The following is an 18,700-nucleotide window of genomic DNA, read 5'->3' on the forward strand; positions in this document are numbered from 1 at the left end:
CCGATCCCCACCCTCGGAGCCCGCGCATGCCGACCCGCCATCCCCGCCCCGTCGCGCTGATCACCGGCGCCGGCAAGCGCGTCGGCGCGACCATCGCGCGGCGCCTGCACGGGGCCGGCTACGACCTCGCCCTGCACTACCGCCGCACCGCGGAGGAAGCGAACGCGCTCGCCGCCGAATTCGAAGCCGCCCGCCCCGGCAGCGCGCTGACCGTGCAGGCCGAGCTGGCCGAACTCGAACGCCTGCCCGCGCTGGTGGGGACGGTGCTGGCCCGCTACGGCCGGCTCGACGCGCTGGTCAACAACGCCTCGGCCTTCTACCCCACGCCCGTCGGCAGCGCCACGCCGGCGCAGTGGCAGGAGCTGTTCGCCTCCAACGCGCAGGCGCCGTTCTTCCTCGCCCAGGCGGCCACGCCCGCGCTGCGCGAGGCGCGCGGCGGCATCGTGAACCTGGTGGACATCTACGCCGAGCGGCCGCTGGCCGGCCACCCGATCTACTGCATGGCCAAGGCCGCGCTGGCGGCCATGACGCGCTCGCTGGCGCTCGACCTCGCCCCCGCCGTGCGCGTCAACGGCGTGGCGCCGGGCGCCGTGCTGTGGCCCAGCGACGGCAAGCCCTACACCGACCAGCAGGCGCTGCTGGCGCGCACGCCGCTCGCGCGCGCCGGGGAACCGGAGGACGTGGCCGGCGCCGTGCTGTGGCTGTTGCGCGACGCCCCCTACGTCACCGGCCAGATCCTGCGCGTGGACGGCGGCCGCACGCTGTCGGTGTGACGCCGTTCATCCGCCGGCAGCGCGCGCCGCACGGCGGTTTGCGGCGATGGCGCGGCAGGATGCCTTGCCGCTCGCGCTGGCATCGGCGCGAGCGCGCCCTCTACAATGCCGGCAACCTCGAAGCGCGGGCCTCCCCATGACCTACTGCGTCGGAATCCAGGTCGAAGAAGGCCTGGTTTTCGCCTCCGACACGCGCACCAGTGCGTCGTTCGACGACGTGCGCGTGCACGCCAAGATGCACGTGTTCGAGTTTCCCGGCGAGCGCAGCTTCGTCCTGATGTCGGCGGGCAACCTGGGCACCACCCAGGCCGTGCTCGCGCGCCTGCAGCGCGACCTCACCGACAACGCGCATACCAGCCTGCGCACGCCGCGGCACCTGTTCGAGGTGGCCGAGTATGTCGGCCAGGCGCTGGTGGCCGCACAGGCGCAGGTGTCGGGCAACGCGCAGCAGAACGGGGTGAGCGTGGAATCCACGCTGATCCTCGGCGGCCAGATCGCCGGCGAGCCACCTGGCCTGTTCCTGATCTACCCGCTCGGCAACTGCATCGCCACCTCGCCGGAAACGCCCTACCTGCAAATCGGCGAGTCCAAGTACGGCAAGCCCATCCTCGACCGCATCATCCGCCACGACACCACGCTGGAGGACGCCTCGCGCTGCGCGCTGGTGTCGCTGGACTCCACCATCCGCTCCAACGTCTCGGTGGGCCTGCCGATCGACCTGGCGCTGCTGCGCGAGGGCGCGCTGAAGATCGACGAGCGCATCCGCCTCGACGCCGACACGCCGCTGTACGTGGAGATCCGCGACAACTGGTCGAGCAAGCTCGAAGCCGCCGTGCGCAGCCTGCCGCGCTTCCCGTGGGAGAAGGCCGACAACGCCCCCGCGCCCGCCCCGGCCCAGGCCCAGCGCCGCATGGTGCCGCACGACGACGTGACGGCGAGCCAGGCGGCGCAGCAGCAGCAATAACCCTCGTAGTGCACGTCCCGCGCCGGCGCCCCAAGACCGCCGGCAGGCCGATCAGCCGACGAAATACGACTCGTGGATGGCCCCGTGCAGCGCGGCCAGTTCCACCTGCAGACGGTCCATGAAATCGCACGGGCCGCTCGCCGCCAGCTTGGCGGGGTCGGCGTCGAACACCAGCCCCAGCGAGCGCCGGAAGGCCTGCTGCACCGGCCGGCGCGGCGGCATCTGCGGCAGGATGGCCTGGATGCGGGCGAGGCAGAACAGCACGCTGCGGGGGAACTCGCGGTCCTTGAGCAGGAATTGCAGCGCGAGCTCCACGCTCACCCGCTGGCGCAGGTGGCGGCGGTACATCTGGTAGGCGGCCAGCGACTGCAGCACGCTCATCCACTGCATGGCGCGGAAGGCTTCCACGTCCTCGGCCGCGCGCGGCTGGATCAGGCCGGCGGCCGCCGCGTCGATGATGCGCGAGGTCATGTCGGCCTGCTCGATCGCCGCGCCCAGGCGCAGGAACTGGTAGCCGATATCGCGGCTGACGTTGGTGCTGAGCAGGGCCGACACGCGCAGGCAGCTGTCGATCACGCGGGCGAGGAACTCGTGCCGGTGGCGCCGGCTGCCGGCGCGCTCGGCGCCGGCCTCGATGTACAGGTGCAGGTCATTGATGGCGACCCAGCAGTCCTGCGGCATCGTCTCGCGCACGGTGCGCAGGATCTCGCGCGCGTTGCCCACCACGCCGCGCAGCGACAGCGGGTTGTCCGGCTCCACCAGCATGAAGCGCACCACCTCCGCCTCGCTGGGCGTGGCGCCCTCGCCGTGCCAGCGGTCGAACTCCTCGCCCGCGCCCAGCGTGTCGACCAGCGGGCGCCAGGCGAAGCGCGCCGCGCGCGGCAGGTCCAGCTGCAGCTGGCTGCCCACCTCGACCAGCCGCGCCACGTTCTCGGCGCGGCGCACGTAGCGGCTGAACCAGTAGAGATTGTCGGCCACGCGCGAAAGCATCAGGCGCCCTCCTCGAGGTCCACCACCCAGGTGTCCTTGGCGCCGCCGCCCTGCGAGGAATTGACCACCAGCGAGTTCTTCTTCATCGCCACGCGGGTGAGGCCGCCGGTGGTCACGTAGACGTCCTCGCGCGAGAGGATGAACGGGCGCAGGTCGAGGTGGCGCGCCTCGGGGGCCTTCTCGCCCAGGATCGGCGCGGTGGACAGCGACAGCGTGGGCTGCGCCATGTAGTTGCGCGGGTTGGCCTCGATCAGCGCGCGGAACTGCTCGCGCTGGCGCTTGGTGGAGCGGGGGCCGATCAGCATGCCGTAGCCGCCCGACTCGTTGGCCGGCTTCACCACCAGCTCGTGCAGATGGTCGAGCACGTAGGCGCGCTCCTTGGCGTCGTGGCACAGGTAGCTCGGCACGTTGGGCAGGATCGGCTCCTCGCCGAGGTAGTACTTGATCATCTTGGGCACGAAGGTGAACACCACCTTGTCGTCGGCCACGCCCGCGCCCGGCGCGTTGGCCAGCGCCACGTTGCCGGCGCGCCAGCACCGGATCAGCCCGCGCACGCCCAGCACCGATTCGGGCTGGAACACCTCCGGGTCGAGGAAGCTGTCGTCCACGCGGCGGTAGATCACGTCCACGCGCTTGGGGCCGTACACGGTGCGCATGTAGCAGACGTCGTCGTCGCCCACGAACAGGTCGCCGCCCTCGACCAGCTCGATGCCCATGCTCTGGGCCAGGAAGCAGTGCTCGAAGTAGGCGCTGTTGTAGATGCCGGGCGTGAGCAGCGCGATCACCGGGGTGTCGCCGGGGCGCGGGCTGAGCGCCGCGAGGGTGTCGTAGAGCTGCGCCGGGTAGTCGTCCACCGGGCGGATCGCGCTGGTCTCGAACAGTTCCGGGAACACGCGCTTGGCCACCATGCGGTTCTCGATCATGTACGACACGCCGCTGGGGATGCGCAGGTTGTCCTCCAGCGCGTAGAGCGTGCCGTCGCCGTCACGCACCAGGTCCGAGCCGCAGATGTGCGCCCACACGCCGAGCGGCGGCGTCACGCCCACGCACTGCTGGCGGAAGTTCACCGACTCCTTCAGCAGGGCGCGCGGGAACACCTTGTCCTTGACGATCTTCTGCTTGCCGTAGATGTCGCCGATGAACAGGTTGAGCGCCTGGATGCGCTGGCGCAGGCCGGCCGCGGTGCGCTCCCACTCGCGCCGCTCGATCACCCGCGGGATCAGGTCGAAGGGCAGCGTGCGATCCACGTTGCGCCCTTCGCTGTAGACGGTGAAGGTGATACCCATGACGCGGGCGGTGACGTCGGCAGCGAGCTGCCGCTCGGCCAGCTCGCGCCGGCTCAGGCCGGACAGGTATTCGATCAGCGGACGCGCTGCCGGACGGGGTTGGCCGTCAGAGCCGACCAGCTCATCCCATGTCGACGATCGATACCGCGTCCAATCCATGCCTGCCCTCGTGCCATGCCCGGCCACCGGCGCCGGCATGGCGCTCCCAGGCAGCCGCGGCGACCCCTGTGCATCGCAACATGCACTGGCGCCGGAAGGCCGTCAAGGCCATGCGGCATCCCGGGCCGCCGACGTCCCGTGCCGCGCACTGGAGCTGGATCGAGGCTTTACCCTTTGGGACGGAATGCCTGCTCCAGCAACGCGCGGTCGAAGCCGGCGCCGACCTCGCCGTCCGTCGCGTAGCGATACAGCGCAGCCGCGTAGATGCCCTGCAGCGAGGCCTGCACCAGGCCAAGCAGCACGAACGCCAGCACCGCCAGCCCCACCGCCGTCACCAGCGCCACCGTCGACTGCGCCATCTCGGCGCCGACGATCAGGCCCGCCGCCAGCAGGGCGAACAGGAAACCCACCACGCCGAACACCGCGCCGAGGCCGAGGTTGCCGATCAGGTTCTCGCCCCAGCTGCGCTTGAGCAGCTCCACGCTGCGCCGGATGGCGTCGATGGGGCCGATGTCCTGGCTGGCCAGCACCGGCACCACCAGGAAGGTGGCCACGGTCCAGGCCAGGCCCAGCAGGCCCGCCGCCAGCCGGCCGAGCAGGCCCAGCCGTTCCTGCAAGGCACGCAGGAACATGCCCACCGTGGCCGCGATCAGCGCATAGCCGAGCAGGCCGACCCAGCGCGAGCGCGCCACCGCGAAGCCTGCGGCCAGGCGCGCCGGCTCGCCGCGCAGGCGCCGCAGCGCGCAGTCGACCAGAGCGGTGTTGAAGAACACGATCACGAAGTACTGCACCAGGTAGAAGCCGAACATCAGCGCGTAGCCGCTCGGCGCGAGGCCGTGCCGGCCCGCGTGCTCGCCGGCCAGCGCGATCATCGCCACCGGGACCAGGAAGCTCGCCGCCAGCAACAGCAGGCACACGCCGGACAGCAGCGGAAACACCAGCAGCGCCGGCTCCTCGCGCAGCACCGCCGCGCTCGCCTTCAGCAACGCCCAACTACGGGAAAACTTGCCAGCCATGCCCTTTCTCCCCATGCCCCGGAAGGCGCTGTTTTAGCATCCGCCGGAACGCGGCGCCATCCGGCCAGGAGGCCAGCGGCTAGGGGGCCAGCGGCTCGGGCACCAGCGGCTCGCGCTCGGCGGGGAACGCCGCCCACAGCGCGGCCATGGTGGCGCCGCTCACCGGGTGGCGCACGGCGGGGGCGATATCGGCCAGCGGCTTGAGCACGAAGGCGTGCCGGAGTTCCCCGCGCGGGATGTTGAGGTGGCCGGGGCCGTCGATCACGCGCTCGCCGTAGAGCACGATGTCCACGTCGAGCGTGCGGTCGGCGTAGCGCGGCACGTCGCGGCGGCGGCCGTGGCGGTCCTCCAGCGCGTGTAGCCAGTCGTTGAGCGGCTGCGGCTCCAGCTCCGTGTCCAGGCCCACCGCGAGGTTGACGAAGTCCGGCCCGTCGAAGCCCACCGCGCGGCTGCGGTAGGCGGGCGAGACGTCGAGCGCGCCGAAGCGCGCGCGCAGTTCCGCCAGCGCGGCGCGCAGGTGCTTATGCGGTTCGAGATTCGAGCCCAGGCTCAGGTAGACGCGCGCCATCGTCGTGGTGGTCGATAAGGGGCCGGCCATTGTGCCCGCCCTCGTGCGGGGCGGCCAGCGACACGCGCAGGTCGGAAACGCGCACGTCCCGGCCGGTGGGCTGCTGGAACAGCCGCAGGCCGAACTCGGGCAGGATCGCGATCAGATGGTCGAAGATCTCCGCCTGCACCGCCTCGTACGCCTCGAAGGCGGTGGCGGTGGTGAAGCACCACAGCTCCAGCGGCACGCCCTGCCCTTGGGCTTCCAGCTGGCGCACCAGGCAGGTCATGCCGCGATGGATGGCCGGGTGCTGCCAGGCGTATGCGCGGGCGTAGGCGCGGAAGGCGCCGAGGTTGGTCAGGCGGCTGGCCGCCGGCGCGCCGGCTTCGCCCGGCGCGTCGTTGCGCCGCCCGAGCTGCGCATCGACGCCCGCCAGCGGATCGTGCAGCAGGTGCAGCCGGCGAAGGCGCACCAGCGCCGCCTCGTCCAGGAAGTGCACGCGGCTCGCGTCCAGCCACAGCGCGCGCTTGATGCGCCGGCCGCCGGACTCGACCATGCCGCGCCAGTTCTGGTAGCTGTCGGCCACCATGCGCCAGGTGGGGATGGTGACGATGGTGTTGTCGAAGTTGCGCACCTTCACCGTGTACAGGGTGATGTCCACCACGTGGCCGTCGGCGCCCGCCGCCGGCATGGTGATGCGGTCGCCCACGCGCAGCATGTCGTTGGAGGCGAGCTGCAGGCCGGCGACCAGGCCGAGCAGGGTGTCCTTGAACACCAGGATCAGCACCGCCGACATCGCGCCCAGCCCCGACAGCAGCAGGCCGATGTTCTTGTCGGTGAGCACGCCGATCAACACCAGCCCGGCGATCACGAACACCACCAGCTTGGCCAGCTGCGCCAGGCCCTTCACCGGATGGCGCTGGCCCTGTTCGAGGCGCTGGTAGGCCGCCGCCGCCGCCGACACCAGGGCGCTGGCCGCCATCGCCGCGCAGAACACGATCGCGCCCAGCGCGGCGTGGCCGACCAGCGCCACGGCCACCGCCGGCAGGCCGCCGACCATGCCGATGCCCAGCTCGATCACCAGCAGCGGCGCCATGCGTGCCACCCAGCGGAATACGCCGTGCTCGAACAGCGCGTCGTCCCAGTGCCAACTGGTGCGCTCGGCCAACCGGTGCAGCACGCGGAACAGCAGGAAGCGGGCCAGCGCGCTGGCCACCCAGGCCGTCAGCAGCAGGGCCAGCAGGCCGATCAGTTCGCGCGCGGCGGGGTCTTGCCAGAGATCGTGCAGGATTTTCATGCGAAAGCTTGCGGTGACTCGATGAACACGAAGACGGCGCGCGGGCGCGCCGCGCGTCGAACGATGACGAAAGAAGCGGGCCTAGCCGGCGGGACGCACGCCCCGCTCGATGCGCACGCCCACGGCGCGCGCGCCGCGCACCGCGCCGGGCTTGGAGAGCTTGAGCCGCACCCAGGCCACGTCGAATTCCTCGCGGATGATCGCGGCGCAGCGCTCGGCCAGCGTCTCCACCAGGCCGAAGCTCGACTCGCCCACGTAGGCGATCAGGCGCTTGGATACCGCCTTGTAGTCCAGCGTGTGGGCGATGTCGTCGCTGGCGGCGGGCACGCTGTTGTCGAAGGCCATCTCGATGTCCAGCGACAGTGTCTGGCGCACGCGCCGCTCCCAGTCGTAGATGCCGATCACGGCGTCGATGCGCAGGTCTTCGATGAAAACGATGTCCATGGCGATAGGGTAACGGATGGCATCCGTCCTGTAGGCGCGCCTTGCGTGCGACCGCGGCGTAACGGCGTTGCCGCGGCGCAGGCGGTCGCGCGCAAGGCGCGCGCCAGCAGCCGCGAGGCTCAGTCTGCGGGGGGCAGGGTTTCCAGGTCCCAGCGGGGGAACACCTGCACCGCCTCGCCCTGGTGCTGGCCCGCGGCGAGGCGGATCGCGCCGGCCAGCGCGATCATCGCGCCGTTGTCGGTGCAGAAGGCCAGGCGCGGGAAGTAGGTGCTGAAGCCGTCCTGCTGGCCCGCCTTCGCCAGCTCCTCGCGCAGCCGCCGGTTGGCGCCGACGCCGCCGGCGATCACCAGCCGCCGGGCGCCGGTGGTCGCCAGCGCGCGGCGGCACTTGATCAGCAGCGTGTCGACCACCGCCTCCTCGAAGGCCAGCGCGATGTCGGCGCGGGTCTGCTCGCGGCGGTCGGACTGCTGCCAGGCCAGCAGCACCTGGGTCTTGAGGCCGGAGAAGCTGAAATCCAGCCCCGGCCGGTCGGTCATCGGCCGGGCGAAGCGGAACGCGCCATGCCGCCCCTGCCCGGCCAACGCGGCCAGGGCGGGGCCGCCGGGATACGGCAGGCCGAGCAGCTTGGCGGTCTTGTCGAAGGCCTCGCCGGCGGCGTCGTCCAGGGTGTCGCCGAGGATGCGGTAGTCGCCGATCGCGGCCACCTCCACCAGCATCGAATGGCCGCCGGAGACCAGGAGCGCCACGAACGGCGGCGCCGGCGGGTCGTCCTCCAGCAGCGGCGCCAGCAGGTGGCCCTCCATGTGGTGCACGCCGATCGCCGGCACGCCCAACGCCCAGGCCATCGCCCGCGCCGCGGCGGCGCCCACCAGCAGCGCGCCGACCAGGCCCGGCCCGGCGGTGTAAGCTACGCCGCCCAGGTCCGCCGGGGTGAGGCCGGCCTCGGCCAGGGCCTCGCGCACCAGCGGCAGCAGCTTCCTCACGTGGTCGCGGCTGGCCAGTTCCGGCACCACACCGCCGTAGTCGGCATGCAGCTTGATCTGGCTGTAGAGGGTGTGCGCCAGCAGGCCGCGGCCGGGCGCAGCGGGCTCCCAGCGCAGCAGCGCCACGCCCGTTTCGTCGCAGGAGGTCTCGATGCCGAGCACCGGCTTTGAAAATTGCTGGTTGTCCACGCTATACTTCACGGCTCGCCCGGTTTCGCGGGCCAGTTTACCACCCGGAGTTTCCATGCCTAACGTTAAAGTTCGCGAGAACGAGCCGTTCGAGCTTGCTCTGCGCCGTTTCAAGCGCACCTGCGAGAAGGCCGGCGTGCTTGCCGAGACCCGCAAGCGCGAGTTCTATGAAAAGCCGACCCAGGAGCGCAAGCGCAAGCGCGCCGCCGCGGTGAAGCGCCACCTGCGTCGCCTGTCGCGCGAAACCGCGCGCCAGACCCGCCTGTACTGAGCCCCGCCGTCCGCTTCGCGCGGACAGCCGGTCGCGCGCCGCCCGGCGCCGCCGCAAGCTCGGAGGGGTGATCCGGCGCGAGTCTTCTTCCGCAGCCGTAGCCCCCATCGTCCAGCACTGGCCGGCGTTGCCCCGCGCAACGCTGGCTTCGTGCGTTTCCGGAGATCCGCCATGTCCCTCAAGCAGCAGCTCACCGAAGACATGAAAACCGCCATGCGCGGCGGCGACAAGCACCGCCTGGGCGTGATCCGGCTGATCCTGGCCGCGGTCAAGCAGCGCGAAGTGGACGAGCGCGTCGAACTGGACGACGCGCAGATCCTCGCCGTGCTGGAGAAGATGCTCAAGCAGCGCAAGGACTCCGTCGGCCAGTACGAGGCCGCCGGCCGCGAGGACCTGGCCGAGGTCGAGCGCGCCGAGATGACGGTGATCGAGGCCTACCTGCCGGCCAAGCTCGACGAGGCCGAGGTGGATGCGCTGATCGAGGCCGCCATCGCCGAGACCGGCGCCAGTTCGGCGCGCGATATGGGCAAGGTGGTGGCCGCGGTGAAGGCCAAGGCCGCCGGCCGCGCCGACATGGCCCAGGCCTCCGCCCGCATCAAGGCCCGCCTCGCCGGCTGAGCCCCGCCACGCGCCGCCCGCGCGGCGCGTGAAGACGCGATGGGCGGCGCCGTGGCGCCGCGTTCACGCGCGTCCGTCTACACCGTGCGGTGCGGGCATCCCCGCGATGCGATCCGCCACGGGAGGAGGGCCGCATGCTCAAGTGGGCCATCATCTTCGCCATCGTCTCGCTGGTGTCCGGCTGGCTGGGCTTCGGCACCCTGTCCGGCGTCACCGCCACCATCGCCAAGGTGCTGTTCGCGATCTTCGTGATCCTGTTCCTGATCGCGCTGCTGGCGGTGATCGGCGTGTTCCACGCCGCGACATAGCGCGCGCCGCAGGGTCCGGCGGCCGCCGAACGGCTAGACTAGGCGGCCTATGCGCGGCCGCATCCCCGACAGCTTCATCGACGAACTGCTCGCCCGCGTCGACATCGTCGACGTGATCGAGCGGCGCGTGCCGCTGAAAAAAGCCGGCCGCGAGTGGACCGCGTGCTGCCCGTTCCACAACGAGCGCACGCCCTCCTTCTACGTCAGCCCCGCCAAGCAGTTCTTCCACTGCTTCGGCTGCGGCGCGCACGGCAGCGCGATCAAGTTCCTGATGGACTACGAGCGGCTGGAATTCCCGGACGCGGTGGAGGAACTGGCGCAGTCGGTGGGCCTCAAGGTGCCGCGCGAGGGCGGCGACGACCGCCCGCGCGAGGACAAGACCGACCTCTACGCCCTGCTCGACGCCACCGCGCGCTGGTACCAGGAGCAGCTGCCCAGGAGCCCTGAGGCCCAGGACTACTGCGCCAAGCGCGGGCTGGACGCGGACACCGTCGCGCGCTTCCGCCTCGGCTGGGCGCCGGCCGGGTACGACGGCGTGATCCGCGCGCTCGGCGGCAGCGAGCGGCGCATGCAGCTGCTCAACGAGGCCGGCATGGTCGCCAGCAATGAGCGCGGCAGCAAGTACGACCGCTTCCGCGAGCGGCTGATGTTTCCCATCCTCGACCGCCGCGGCAGGGTCATCGCCTTTGGAGGAAGAATCATCGAGCAACGCGGCGATGGATCGCCGCCTCTTGATTCTCGCGTGCAGGACGCGCGCAAAGGCGATGGGCCGAAGTACCTCAACTCGCCCGAGACGCCGCTGTTCCACAAGGGCCGCGAGCTGTTCGCGCTGTGGCAGGTGAAGCAGGCCAACAGCAACCTCGCGCGCATCGTGGTGGTCGAGGGCTACATGGACGTGATCGCGCTGCACCAGGCCGGGCTGCCGATCGCGGTGGCCACCCTGGGCACCGCCACCACGCCCGAGCACACCGAGGTGCTGTTCCGCGCCGCGCCCGACGTGGTGTTCTGCTTCGACGGCGACCGCGCCGGCCGCGCCGCGGCGTGGAAGGCGCTGGAATCGGCGCTGCCGCGCCTGCGCGACGGGCGCCAGGCGTACTTCCTGTTCCTGCCCGAGGGCGAAGACCCGGACACGCTGGTGCGCCAGGAGGGCAAGGAAGGCTTCGAGAAGCGCCTGAAGGCCGCCACGCCGCTGTCGGAGTATTTCTTCGGCGAGCTGGCCCGCGACGTGGACACCGCCAGCCTCGATGGCCGCGCCCGCCTCGCCGAGCGCGCCCGGCCGCTGATCGCCAAGCTGCCCGACGGCGCCTTCCGCGACCTGATGGCGCAGGAGCTGGAGCGACGCAGCGGCGCGCGCGCGGTGTTCGAGCCGGCCCCGGCCGCGCGGCCCGCCGCGCAGCGCCCGGTCGCCGTGCAGCGCAGCCTGGTGCGCAGCGCCATCGCCCTGCTGCTGGCCCAGCCCGGCCTCGCCGAGCAGGTAGAGCGGCCCTACGCCTTCCTGCGCCTGGACAAGCCCGGCGTCGGCCTGCTGGCCGAGCTGATCGACCTCGCCCGCGCGCGCCCGGGCGTCCACGCCATGTCGCTGGTGGAGCACTTCGCCGAGCGCCCCGAATACGCCGCCCTGCAGAAGCTGCTGGCGGCCACCGTGGTGGGCGAGCCGGAGACGCAGCGCGTGGAATTCTTCGACGCGCTGGCGCGCATGGTGCAGCAGGCCATCGACCAGCGCCGCGACGCGCTGACCGCCAAGAGCCGCACGGGCCCGCTGGACAGCGCCGAGAAGGCCGAACTGCGCGAGCTGCTGGCCGCCCGCGTGGTCAAGGCCGCGGCCGAAGAAGGCTGATCCCCGGCATGGAGAACGCCGCCCGATCCGGCTTCCGATGCTGCGTTGCAGCGGCCTTCGCGCGCGGCGCGCACCGCCGCCGCGGCCCAACCATGCGTCCGCGTGTGGGATGATGTCGCGCTTCGGGCATGCCGTCCCGCACCCGGCGCGGGCCGTCGCGCCGGCCACCGGCGCCCGCGGGCAAGAGAAGGAATGAGGTCCATGTCGCTACAGCACCGCAGCCAGACGCCGCTCCGCGGACACCCGGCCTCGCCGTCGCCGGTCCGTCCGCGCTGAGGCGACCGCATGGAGCTGCTCGAACGACTGGTCACGCTGTTCGCCGAGAACGGCTACGTTGCGGTGTTCGTGGCGCTGCTGCTGTGCGGCGCCGGCGCGCCGCTGCCGGAGGACATCACCCTGGTCGCCGGCGGCGTGATCACCGGCCTGGGCTACGGCAACGTGCACGTGATGGCCGCGGTGACCATGGTCGGCGTGCTGATCGGCGACGCCGGCATGTTCCTGCTCGGCCACCACTACGGCGCGCGCATGCTCAAGTGGCGGCTGATCGCCTGCCTGCTGCCGCCCGCGCGCTACGCCATGGTGCAGCAGAAATTCGAGCGCTACGGCAACCGCCTGATGTTCTTCGCGCGCTTCCTGCCCGGCATGCGCACGGCGGTGTACATCACCGCCGGCGCCACGCACCGGGTGTCATTCGCGCGCTTCGTGCTGCTCGACGGGCTGGCGGCGCTGATCAGCGTGCCGTTCTGGGTCTACCTCGGCTACTTCGGCGCCAACCGGCACGAGTGGCTGGTGACCTGGATCCGCCGCGGGCAGAGCAGCCTGTGGGTGCTCGGCGGCCTCGCCGTGCTCGCCGCCACGCTGCTGTGGTGGCGGCGCCGGCGGCCGGCGCGCACGGCGGAAGAGTAAGACCGCCGCCCATGCGCCCGCGGCCCGCCGGGACGAGGCGCGATCCCACCCCCGCACGATGCCTGCGCAGGCGGCAGCCCTCACCCGAGCTTGACGCCGGCAACCTCCACCACTGGCCCACGCCGCGACAAACGCACGGCCGCCCCAGAGGATCAGTGCACGCTGCCGCCGGTCGCGGTCAGCGAGGCCTCGGCCAGGTCCAGCTCGCGCATCAGCGCGCGCATCACCTGGTCGTCGATGCGGCGCTCGCGGCGCAGGCGGTACAGCTCGTCGCGCTCGGCGCGCAGCGCGGTCAGGCGCAGGTCGCGCTCGATGCGCGCATCCTGCCGCGCCTGCTCCGGCAGCTCACCCTCCTCGCCGGCGGCCTCCACGCGCTGCTGGTAGTCGGCGATGACGCGCGTGCTCACGCGCAGCGCCAGCGCGCCGTAGGCGGGATCCTCGTGCTGCGCCAGTTCATCGGCGCGCAGGTCCAGCGCCTTGAGCGCGGACTGCGCGGTGAGCTCGCGCGCCAGGCGTTCCTCCTGCACGCGCTGGCCCTCGGCCGGCAGCTCCAGCTTCTTGAGCAGCAGCGGCAGGCCCACGCTGCCGGCGAGCAGCGTGCACAGGATCACCCCCGCGGCGAGGAAGATCATCAGGTCGCGCGCCGGGAAGGCGCTGCCGTTCTCGAGCACCAGCGGCAGCGACAGCACGCCGGCCAGGGTGATCGCCCCGCGCACGCCCGACAGCGCGGTCACCCACACGATGCGCACGCGCACCTTCTGCCAGGGCTTGTTGCGCAGGCGCGCGAGCAGCCCGGAGCATTGGATCGAGATCCACACCCAGGCGAAGCGCAGCAGCACCAGCGCCAGGGTGATGGCCAGCACGTAGCCGGCCAGGTACCACAGCTCGCCACCGCCGGCCTGGTCGAGGTCGAGCCGGGCGTCGCCCACGATGCCCGGCAGCTGCAGGCCGAGCAGCAGGAAGATCATGCCGTTGAAGACGAACTCCAGCATGTTCCACACGCTATTGTTCTGCATCCGCGTGGCGGCGTGGTGGCCCTTGAGGATGTCGGTGTAGTTCATCGTCATGCCCGCGGCCACCGCGGCGAGGATGCCCGACACGTGCAGGTGCTCGGCCAGCAGGTAGGCGGCGAAGGGCAGGAGCAGCAGCAGCGCGACCTGGCTGGCCGGGTCCATGTCGCCGCTCCAGCGCACCAGGCGGCGGCGCACGCGGCTGAACAGCCACGTCACGGCGAAGCCGATGCCCAGGCCGCCCACCGCGATCAGCACGAACTTGAGCGCCGCGTCGCCGAGCGAGAACGTGCCGGTGAGCGCCGCGGCCACGGCAAACTGCAGCGAGACCAGGCCAGAGGCGTCGTTCATCAGCGCCTCACCCTCCAGGATGTGCAGCAGGCGCGGCGGCAGGCGGCTGCCGCCGGTGATCGAGCCGACCGCCACCGCGTCGGTAGGCGAGAGCACCGAGGCCAGCGCGAAGGCCACCGCCAGCGGCACCACCGGGATCATCCAGTGCACGAAGTAGCCGATGCCGACCACGGTGAAGAACACCAGCCCCAGCGCCAGGGTGAGGATCGGCGCGCGCAGCAGGAAGAACTCGCGCTTGGGAATGCGCCAGCCGTCGGCGAACAGCAGCGGCGGGATGAACAGCAGGAAGAACAGCTCGTGGTCGAACTGCACCTTCATGCCGAACGGCGGCGCGCCCATCAGCGCGCCCAGGCCGATCTGCACCAGCGGCAGCGGCAGCTTGAACGGCAGCAGCCGCAGCACCACGCCGGAGAGCGCGACCACCAGCAGCAGGATGAGGATGGTGAAGACTAGATCCATGCGCGTCCCGCGCCTCCGCCTTGTCCCGAGAGCAACCGCTGGACAGTAACCGCCGCCCGCGCCGCGCGTCCACCGCGCGGCGCGGGACGGTTCATGTCCGGACGTCCAGGCGTCTCGGCGCCGGCCTCACAACCAGCGCCCGTAGCGGCGGATGTATACGCGCTTCATCAGCTGGGTCAGCACGCCGTAGCTGAGCAGGGTGAGCGCCAGCCAGCCGAAGTAGGCCGGCGGCAGCGGCTGCATGCCGATCTTGGCGCCCAGCGCGCCGAAGGGCACCAGCAGGCCGAGCACGATGATCGCCACCGTCAGCGCCAGCACCGGCGCCGCCGCCCAGCTCTGCACGAACGGGATGCGCCGGGTGCGGATCATGTGCACGATCAGCGTCTGCGAGAGCAGGCCCTCGACGAACCAGCCGGACTGGAACAGCGCCTGGTGCTCCACCGAGTCGGCGCCGAACACATGCCACATCAGCCAGAAGGTGGTGAGGTCGAAGATCGAGCTGATCGGGCCGATCCACACCATGAAGCGGCCGATGTCGCTGGCGTCCCACTTGCGCGGGCGGCGCAGGTAGTCCTCGTCCATGCGGTCGAAGGGAATGGCCAGCTGCGAGATGTCGTAGAGCAGGTTCTGCACCAGGATCTGCAGGGGCAGCATCGGCAGGAACGGCAGGAAGGCGCTCGCCACCAGCACGCTGAACACGTTGCCGAAGTTGGAGCTGGCCGTCATCTTGATGTACTTCATGATGTTGCCGAAGGTGATGCGCCCTTCCAGCACGCCCTCCTCCAGCACCATCAGGTTCTTCTCCAGCAGGATGATGTCGGCCGACTCCTTGGCGATGTCGGTGGCGCTGTCCACCGAGATGCCCACGTCCGCCTCGCGCAGTGCCGGCGCGTCGTTGATGCCGTCGCCGAGGAAGCCCACGGTGTGGCTGCGGCGCTGCAGCGCCTTCACCACGCGCGCCTTCTGCAGCGGCGACATCTTGGCGAACACGGTGGTGCGCGCCACCAGCTCGTCCAGCGCCGCATCGTCGAGCGGCTCGATGTCGCGGCCCTGGGCGGTGTGCGTCACTTCCAGCCCCACCTCGCGGCAGATCTTGCGCGTCACCGCCTCGTTGTCGCCGGTGATCACCTTCACCGCCACGCCGTGGTGGTGGAGCGCGGCGATGGCGGTGGCGGCCGAGTCCTTCGGCGGGTCGAGAAAGGCCAGGCAGCCGATCGCGGTGAGCCCGCTCTCGTCGGCCACGCCGTAGGGGCGGCCGCTGGGCGGCTGGCGCTTGATCGCCACCACCAGCACGCGCAGGCCGTCCTCGTTGAGGCGCCCGGTCATGGCGCGGATGGCGCGGCGGCGGCCGTCGGTGAGCGGCACGTCCTCATTGCCGTGGCGCGCGAAGGCGCAGATGGCGAGCATCTCCTCCACCGCACCCTTGCACACCAGGAGGTGCCGGCCGTCGTCGCCGCCCAGCACCACCGACATGCGGCGGCGCTGGAAGTCGAACGGGATCTCGTCGACGATGCGGTAGCGCGCGGCCGCCGGCTCCAGGTCGCGGTGCGCCAGCACCGCCTTGTCCATCAGGTTCTTGAGGCCGGTCTGGAAGCGGCTGTTCAAGAAGCCGTATTCCAGCGCCTCGTCCGAGGCCTCGCCGTCGAGGTCGAGATGGCGCTCCAGCACGATCTTGTCCAGCGTGAGGGTGCCGGTCTTGTCGGTGCACAGCACGTCCATCGCGCCGAAGTTCTGGATCGCGCTCAGGCGCTTGACCACCACCTTGCGCCGGGACATCGCCAGCGCGCCGCGGCCGAGGTTGGCGGTGACGATCAGCGGCAGCATCTCCGGGGTCAGGCCCACCGCCACCGACAGCGCGAACAGGAAGGCCTGCAGCCAGTCGTGCTTGTCGAAGCCGTTGAGCAGGAACACCACCGGCACCATCACCGCCATGAAGCGGATCAACAGCCAGCTGACGCCGCTCACGCCGCGGTCGAAGCTGGTCTGCACGCGCTGTCCGACCAGGGTGTGCGCGAGCGAGCCCAGGTAGCTGCGCGGCCCGGTGGCGACCACCACCGCGGTGGCGCTGCCGCTGACCACGTTGGTGCCCATGTAGCAGACGGTGGGCAGGTCGAGCGGGTGGGCGGCCTCCGGCGCCACCATGTCGCGCGCGCTGGGCGCGGCCTTCTCCACCGGCAGCGACTCGCCGGTGAGGATGGCCTGGCTGATGAACAGGTCCTTGGCGCTCAGGAGGCGCAGGTCCGCCGGCACCATGTCGCCCGCGCCCAGATGCACGATGTCGCCGGCGACCAGCTCGACCACCGGCACCTCGATGCGCTCGCTGTGGCCGTCGGAGGCGCGCCGGGTCGCGGTGGCGGTGTTGCGCACCATCGCCTTGAGCTTCTCCGCCGCCTTGGAGGAGCGGTACTCCTGGCTGAAGCTGAGCAGCACGCTGATGCCCACCATCACCGCGATGATCAGCGGCCCGGTGAGGTCGCTGCCGTCGGTGGCCAGTTGCACCACGGCCAGCACCAGCAGCACCACGATGAAGGGATTCTTGAACGCGCGCAGCAGCTGGCGCGACCAGTGCGGCGGCTTCTCGTGCGAGACCTCGTTGGGGCCGTCGCGCTCCAGCCGCGCCTCGATCTGTACCGCGTCGAGGCCGGCCACGCCGGTCTCCAGGCCCTTGAGCAGCGCCTCGTTGGCGCGGAACGCCGCGGCCGCCGCGGCGACGTGCGCCGGCCGCGGCGCGCCCGCGGCCGCCGCCTTGGCTGCGGCGGTCCGGGAGAAATGCTTGAACATGGAACGCTTCCGGATGTTTCGTTGGGATGGGCGGGCCGGCGCGATGCCGTGGCGCCGGGCCGCCGCGACGCGACGCCTGGGCGGCGCTGGCGCGGTCGCGCGCACCTGCCGGGGCCGGCAGGCGCGCGCTCAAGTTCAGGAATGGGAAAGCAGGCGCAGCGGTACGGACGGCTGCGGAGGTTCCTCATGCCAGCGCGCGACCAGCCGCGGACGCTGGGTCTCGGCTCTGGCCGGGGTATCGGCCGTCGTGGCCGGTGCCGGCGGGACCCGCGGCGCGGGCACGGTGACGGTGTAGGTACGGCGCGCGGCCGCGCGGCGGCCGATCAGGGGGAACCGGCCCCCGGTACGCATACGGATGAAATCGCGAAGGAGCTTCATGGCCCATCTCCTCGTTACGGCGCCCGCAGCGCCGTCGGGAGGTGGGCCGGACTTCCCTAGTCGAGGAAAGCGCCGGCCGACCGCTGGCGGTCGCCGCAGACGATCAGCTTGTTATGCAATGCCGGCACCCGATGCTCGCGGATGTCGACGTTGCGACTAGGGTAAACGTCCATATGCCTTGGTTAGTCAGGACTGAAGTGCCGGGGGACGCAGCGCGCCCGACGGCGCGCGCATTGTCGTGCTGCGGCATGGTTGTGTCAATGCGCGGAGCGCCGCCGCGGCGGCGAAAGTTCATGCGCCACGCGGGTTTGGCGCGGCCGGATCAGGAGCCCAGGTCGGGCAGCCGGATGGCCGCCGGCGCGGTGGCGGCCGCGGCCTCTTCGTCGGTGTCGTGGCGGTGCCAGCGCTCGTGCGCATCCACCTCCACCCGCGCCGCCGCCTCGATCGCGTCCACGCTGGCACGCCGCTCGGCCAGGGCGGCCTCCTGCGCGGTGCGGCGCGCGGCCAGCAGTTCGGCCAGCGCCGTCTCGCCCAGGGCGTAGGCGCGCTCGGCCTTGGCCGCGCTGGACTCGGCGGCCGCACTGGCCTCGTGCTGGCGCTGCCACACCTCGCGCAGGGCGCGCGCCATGGCGACCACGCGCCGGGCGTCCTGCTGCACGTCGCGGCGGACCATCGCCAGCGCCGCGCCGGCGCCCAGCGCGTCGGCGCTGGTGGCCTCGGCCTGGGCGCGGCGGTAGCTGCCGCCGATCGGCATCATCACGATCAGGCCGAAGGCGCTCTCCCGGCCGCCGCGGTCGTTCAGCACGCGCACGCCGACGCTGGGATCGGGCACGCGGTCGGCGCGCGCGCGGCGGGCCTCGGCGTCCTTCTGCCGCGCCAGCGCGTCGGCGGCGCCGATCTCGTGGCTGCGCGCGAGGATCAGCTGCACCCAGTCCTCGTCGCGGCCGGCAAGGCTGGGCGGCTCGGCCGGCACGCGCGCCTGCTCGGGCAGCGGCAGGTCGGGGAACAGGCTGGTCAGGGCGAGCCGCGCCGTGGCCTGGCCGGCCTCGGCCTGCGCCACCGCCGCCTGCGCCTGGGCCAGCGCGGCGTCGGCGGCCACCAGGTCGCGCGCCGCCGCGTCGCCGAGCTGCACG

At 71.7% G+C, this 18,700-nt stretch carries 18 protein-coding genes; 7 read left to right on the forward strand and 11 right to left on the reverse strand.

Going from position 1 to position 18,700, the window contains the following annotated elements; all coding sequences use genetic code 11:
* Nucleotides 1-26: 26 nt before the first annotated feature.
* The gene (locus tag ACH65_RS16135) at nt 27-773 is read left to right on the forward strand and encodes a pteridine reductase (RefSeq protein WP_049623650.1); all 747 of its coding nucleotides are present in this window, start codon (nt 27-29) and stop codon (nt 771-773) included.
* 136 nt (nt 774-909) lie between these two features.
* Complete coding sequence (locus ACH65_RS16140; RefSeq protein WP_049623651.1) at nt 910-1,737, forward strand: proteasome-type protease; 828 nt, start codon at nt 910-912, stop codon at nt 1,735-1,737.
* 51 nt (nt 1,738-1,788) lie between these two features.
* Here ACH65_RS16140 and ACH65_RS16145 read toward each other — a convergent pair whose 3' ends face one another.
* From ACH65_RS16145 to tsaD, 7 genes are all read right to left on the reverse strand, one after another.
* On the reverse strand, nt 1,789-2,727 hold the full coding sequence (locus tag ACH65_RS16145; RefSeq protein ID WP_049623652.1) for an alpha-E domain-containing protein: 939 nt from the start codon (nt 2,725-2,727) through the stop codon (nt 1,789-1,791).
* Nucleotides 2,727-4,172 carry a circularly permuted type 2 ATP-grasp protein gene (locus tag ACH65_RS16150; protein WP_049623653.1) on the reverse strand — a complete coding sequence of 482 codons (1,446 nt, stop codon included), beginning with the start codon at nt 4,170-4,172 and terminating at the stop codon, nt 2,727-2,729. The genes ACH65_RS16145 and ACH65_RS16150 overlap by 1 nt, the downstream gene beginning before the upstream one ends.
* 167 nt (nt 4,173-4,339) lie before the next feature.
* Nucleotides 4,340-5,188: a DUF6159 family protein gene (locus tag ACH65_RS16155; RefSeq protein ID WP_049623654.1), complete on the reverse strand. Its 849-nt coding sequence runs from the start codon at nt 5,186-5,188 to the stop codon at nt 4,340-4,342.
* A 79-nt stretch (nt 5,189-5,267) separates the two neighbouring features.
* Entirely contained in the window at nt 5,268-5,756 is a 489-nt protein-coding gene (gene folK, locus ACH65_RS16160) for a 2-amino-4-hydroxy-6-hydroxymethyldihydropteridine diphosphokinase (RefSeq protein WP_049623655.1), read from the reverse strand.
* Nucleotides 5,710-7,032, reverse strand: coding sequence for a mechanosensitive ion channel family protein (locus tag ACH65_RS16165; protein ID WP_064504888.1), 1,323 nt, complete (start codon nt 7,030-7,032; stop codon nt 5,710-5,712). Before ACH65_RS16165 ends, folK begins: the two co-directional genes overlap by 47 nt.
* An 81-nt stretch (nt 7,033-7,113) precedes the next feature.
* Complete coding sequence (gene folB / locus ACH65_RS16170) at nt 7,114-7,476, reverse strand: dihydroneopterin aldolase (RefSeq protein WP_049623656.1); 363 nt, start codon at nt 7,474-7,476, stop codon at nt 7,114-7,116.
* Nucleotides 7,477-7,595: 119 nt separating this feature from the next.
* Nucleotides 7,596-8,648: a tRNA (adenosine(37)-N6)-threonylcarbamoyltransferase complex transferase subunit TsaD gene (gene tsaD / locus ACH65_RS16175; RefSeq protein ID WP_237561548.1), complete on the reverse strand. Its 1,053-nt coding sequence runs from the start codon at nt 8,646-8,648 to the stop codon at nt 7,596-7,598.
* A 55-nt stretch (nt 8,649-8,703) separates the two neighbouring features.
* Between tsaD and rpsU the strand changes: the two genes are divergently transcribed.
* The 5 genes from rpsU to ACH65_RS16200 all read left to right on the forward strand — a co-directional run bounded on the left by rpsU (nt 8,704) and on the right by ACH65_RS16200 (nt 12,588).
* Nucleotides 8,704-8,919: a 30S ribosomal protein S21 gene (gene rpsU, locus ACH65_RS16180; protein WP_049623657.1), complete on the forward strand. Its 216-nt coding sequence runs from the start codon at nt 8,704-8,706 to the stop codon at nt 8,917-8,919.
* Nucleotides 8,920-9,090: 171 nt separating this feature from the next.
* Entirely contained in the window at nt 9,091-9,537 is a 447-nt protein-coding gene (locus ACH65_RS16185) for a GatB/YqeY domain-containing protein (RefSeq protein ID WP_049623658.1), read from the forward strand.
* A gap of 134 nt (nt 9,538-9,671) precedes the next feature.
* A complete protein-coding gene (locus ACH65_RS19220; protein ID WP_049623659.1) occupies nt 9,672-9,845 on the forward strand; it encodes a DUF1328 domain-containing protein in 174 nt (57 codons plus the stop codon).
* Between the two features lie 49 nt (nt 9,846-9,894).
* Nucleotides 9,895-11,682 carry a DNA primase gene (dnaG, locus tag ACH65_RS16195; RefSeq protein ID WP_049623660.1) on the forward strand — a complete coding sequence of 596 codons (1,788 nt, stop codon included), beginning with the start codon at nt 9,895-9,897 and terminating at the stop codon, nt 11,680-11,682.
* Between the two features lie 285 nt (nt 11,683-11,967).
* A complete protein-coding gene (locus ACH65_RS16200) occupies nt 11,968-12,588 on the forward strand; it encodes a DedA family protein (protein ID WP_049623661.1) in 621 nt (206 codons plus the stop codon).
* Between the two features lie 152 nt (nt 12,589-12,740).
* On the opposite strand, the gene ACH65_RS16205 is transcribed toward ACH65_RS16200, so the two are convergent.
* The 4 genes from ACH65_RS16205 to ACH65_RS16215 all read right to left on the reverse strand — a co-directional run.
* Entirely contained in the window at nt 12,741-14,408 is a 1,668-nt protein-coding gene (locus ACH65_RS16205; RefSeq protein ID WP_049623662.1) for a Na+/H+ antiporter, read from the reverse strand.
* A 126-nt stretch (nt 14,409-14,534) separates the two neighbouring features.
* Nucleotides 14,535-17,189 carry a magnesium-translocating P-type ATPase gene (mgtA, locus tag ACH65_RS16210; protein WP_049623663.1) on the reverse strand — a complete coding sequence of 885 codons (2,655 nt, stop codon included), beginning with the start codon at nt 17,187-17,189 and terminating at the stop codon, nt 14,535-14,537.
* Nucleotides 17,190-17,324: 135 nt separating this feature from the next.
* Nucleotides 17,325-17,567, reverse strand: a complete 243-nt coding sequence (locus ACH65_RS19225; RefSeq protein ID WP_082190375.1) for a hypothetical protein — start codon at nt 17,565-17,567, stop codon at nt 17,325-17,327.
* Nucleotides 17,568-17,889: 322 nt separating this feature from the next.
* The coding region (locus ACH65_RS16215; RefSeq protein WP_161805623.1) for a TolC family protein at nt 17,890-18,700 on the reverse strand (811 nt) is incomplete at its 5' end.

Origin of the sequence: Frateuria defendens, from assembly GCF_001182895.1 — a bacterium.
Taxonomy (GTDB): Bacteria; Pseudomonadota; Gammaproteobacteria; order Xanthomonadales; family Rhodanobacteraceae; genus Frateuria_B; species Frateuria_B defendens.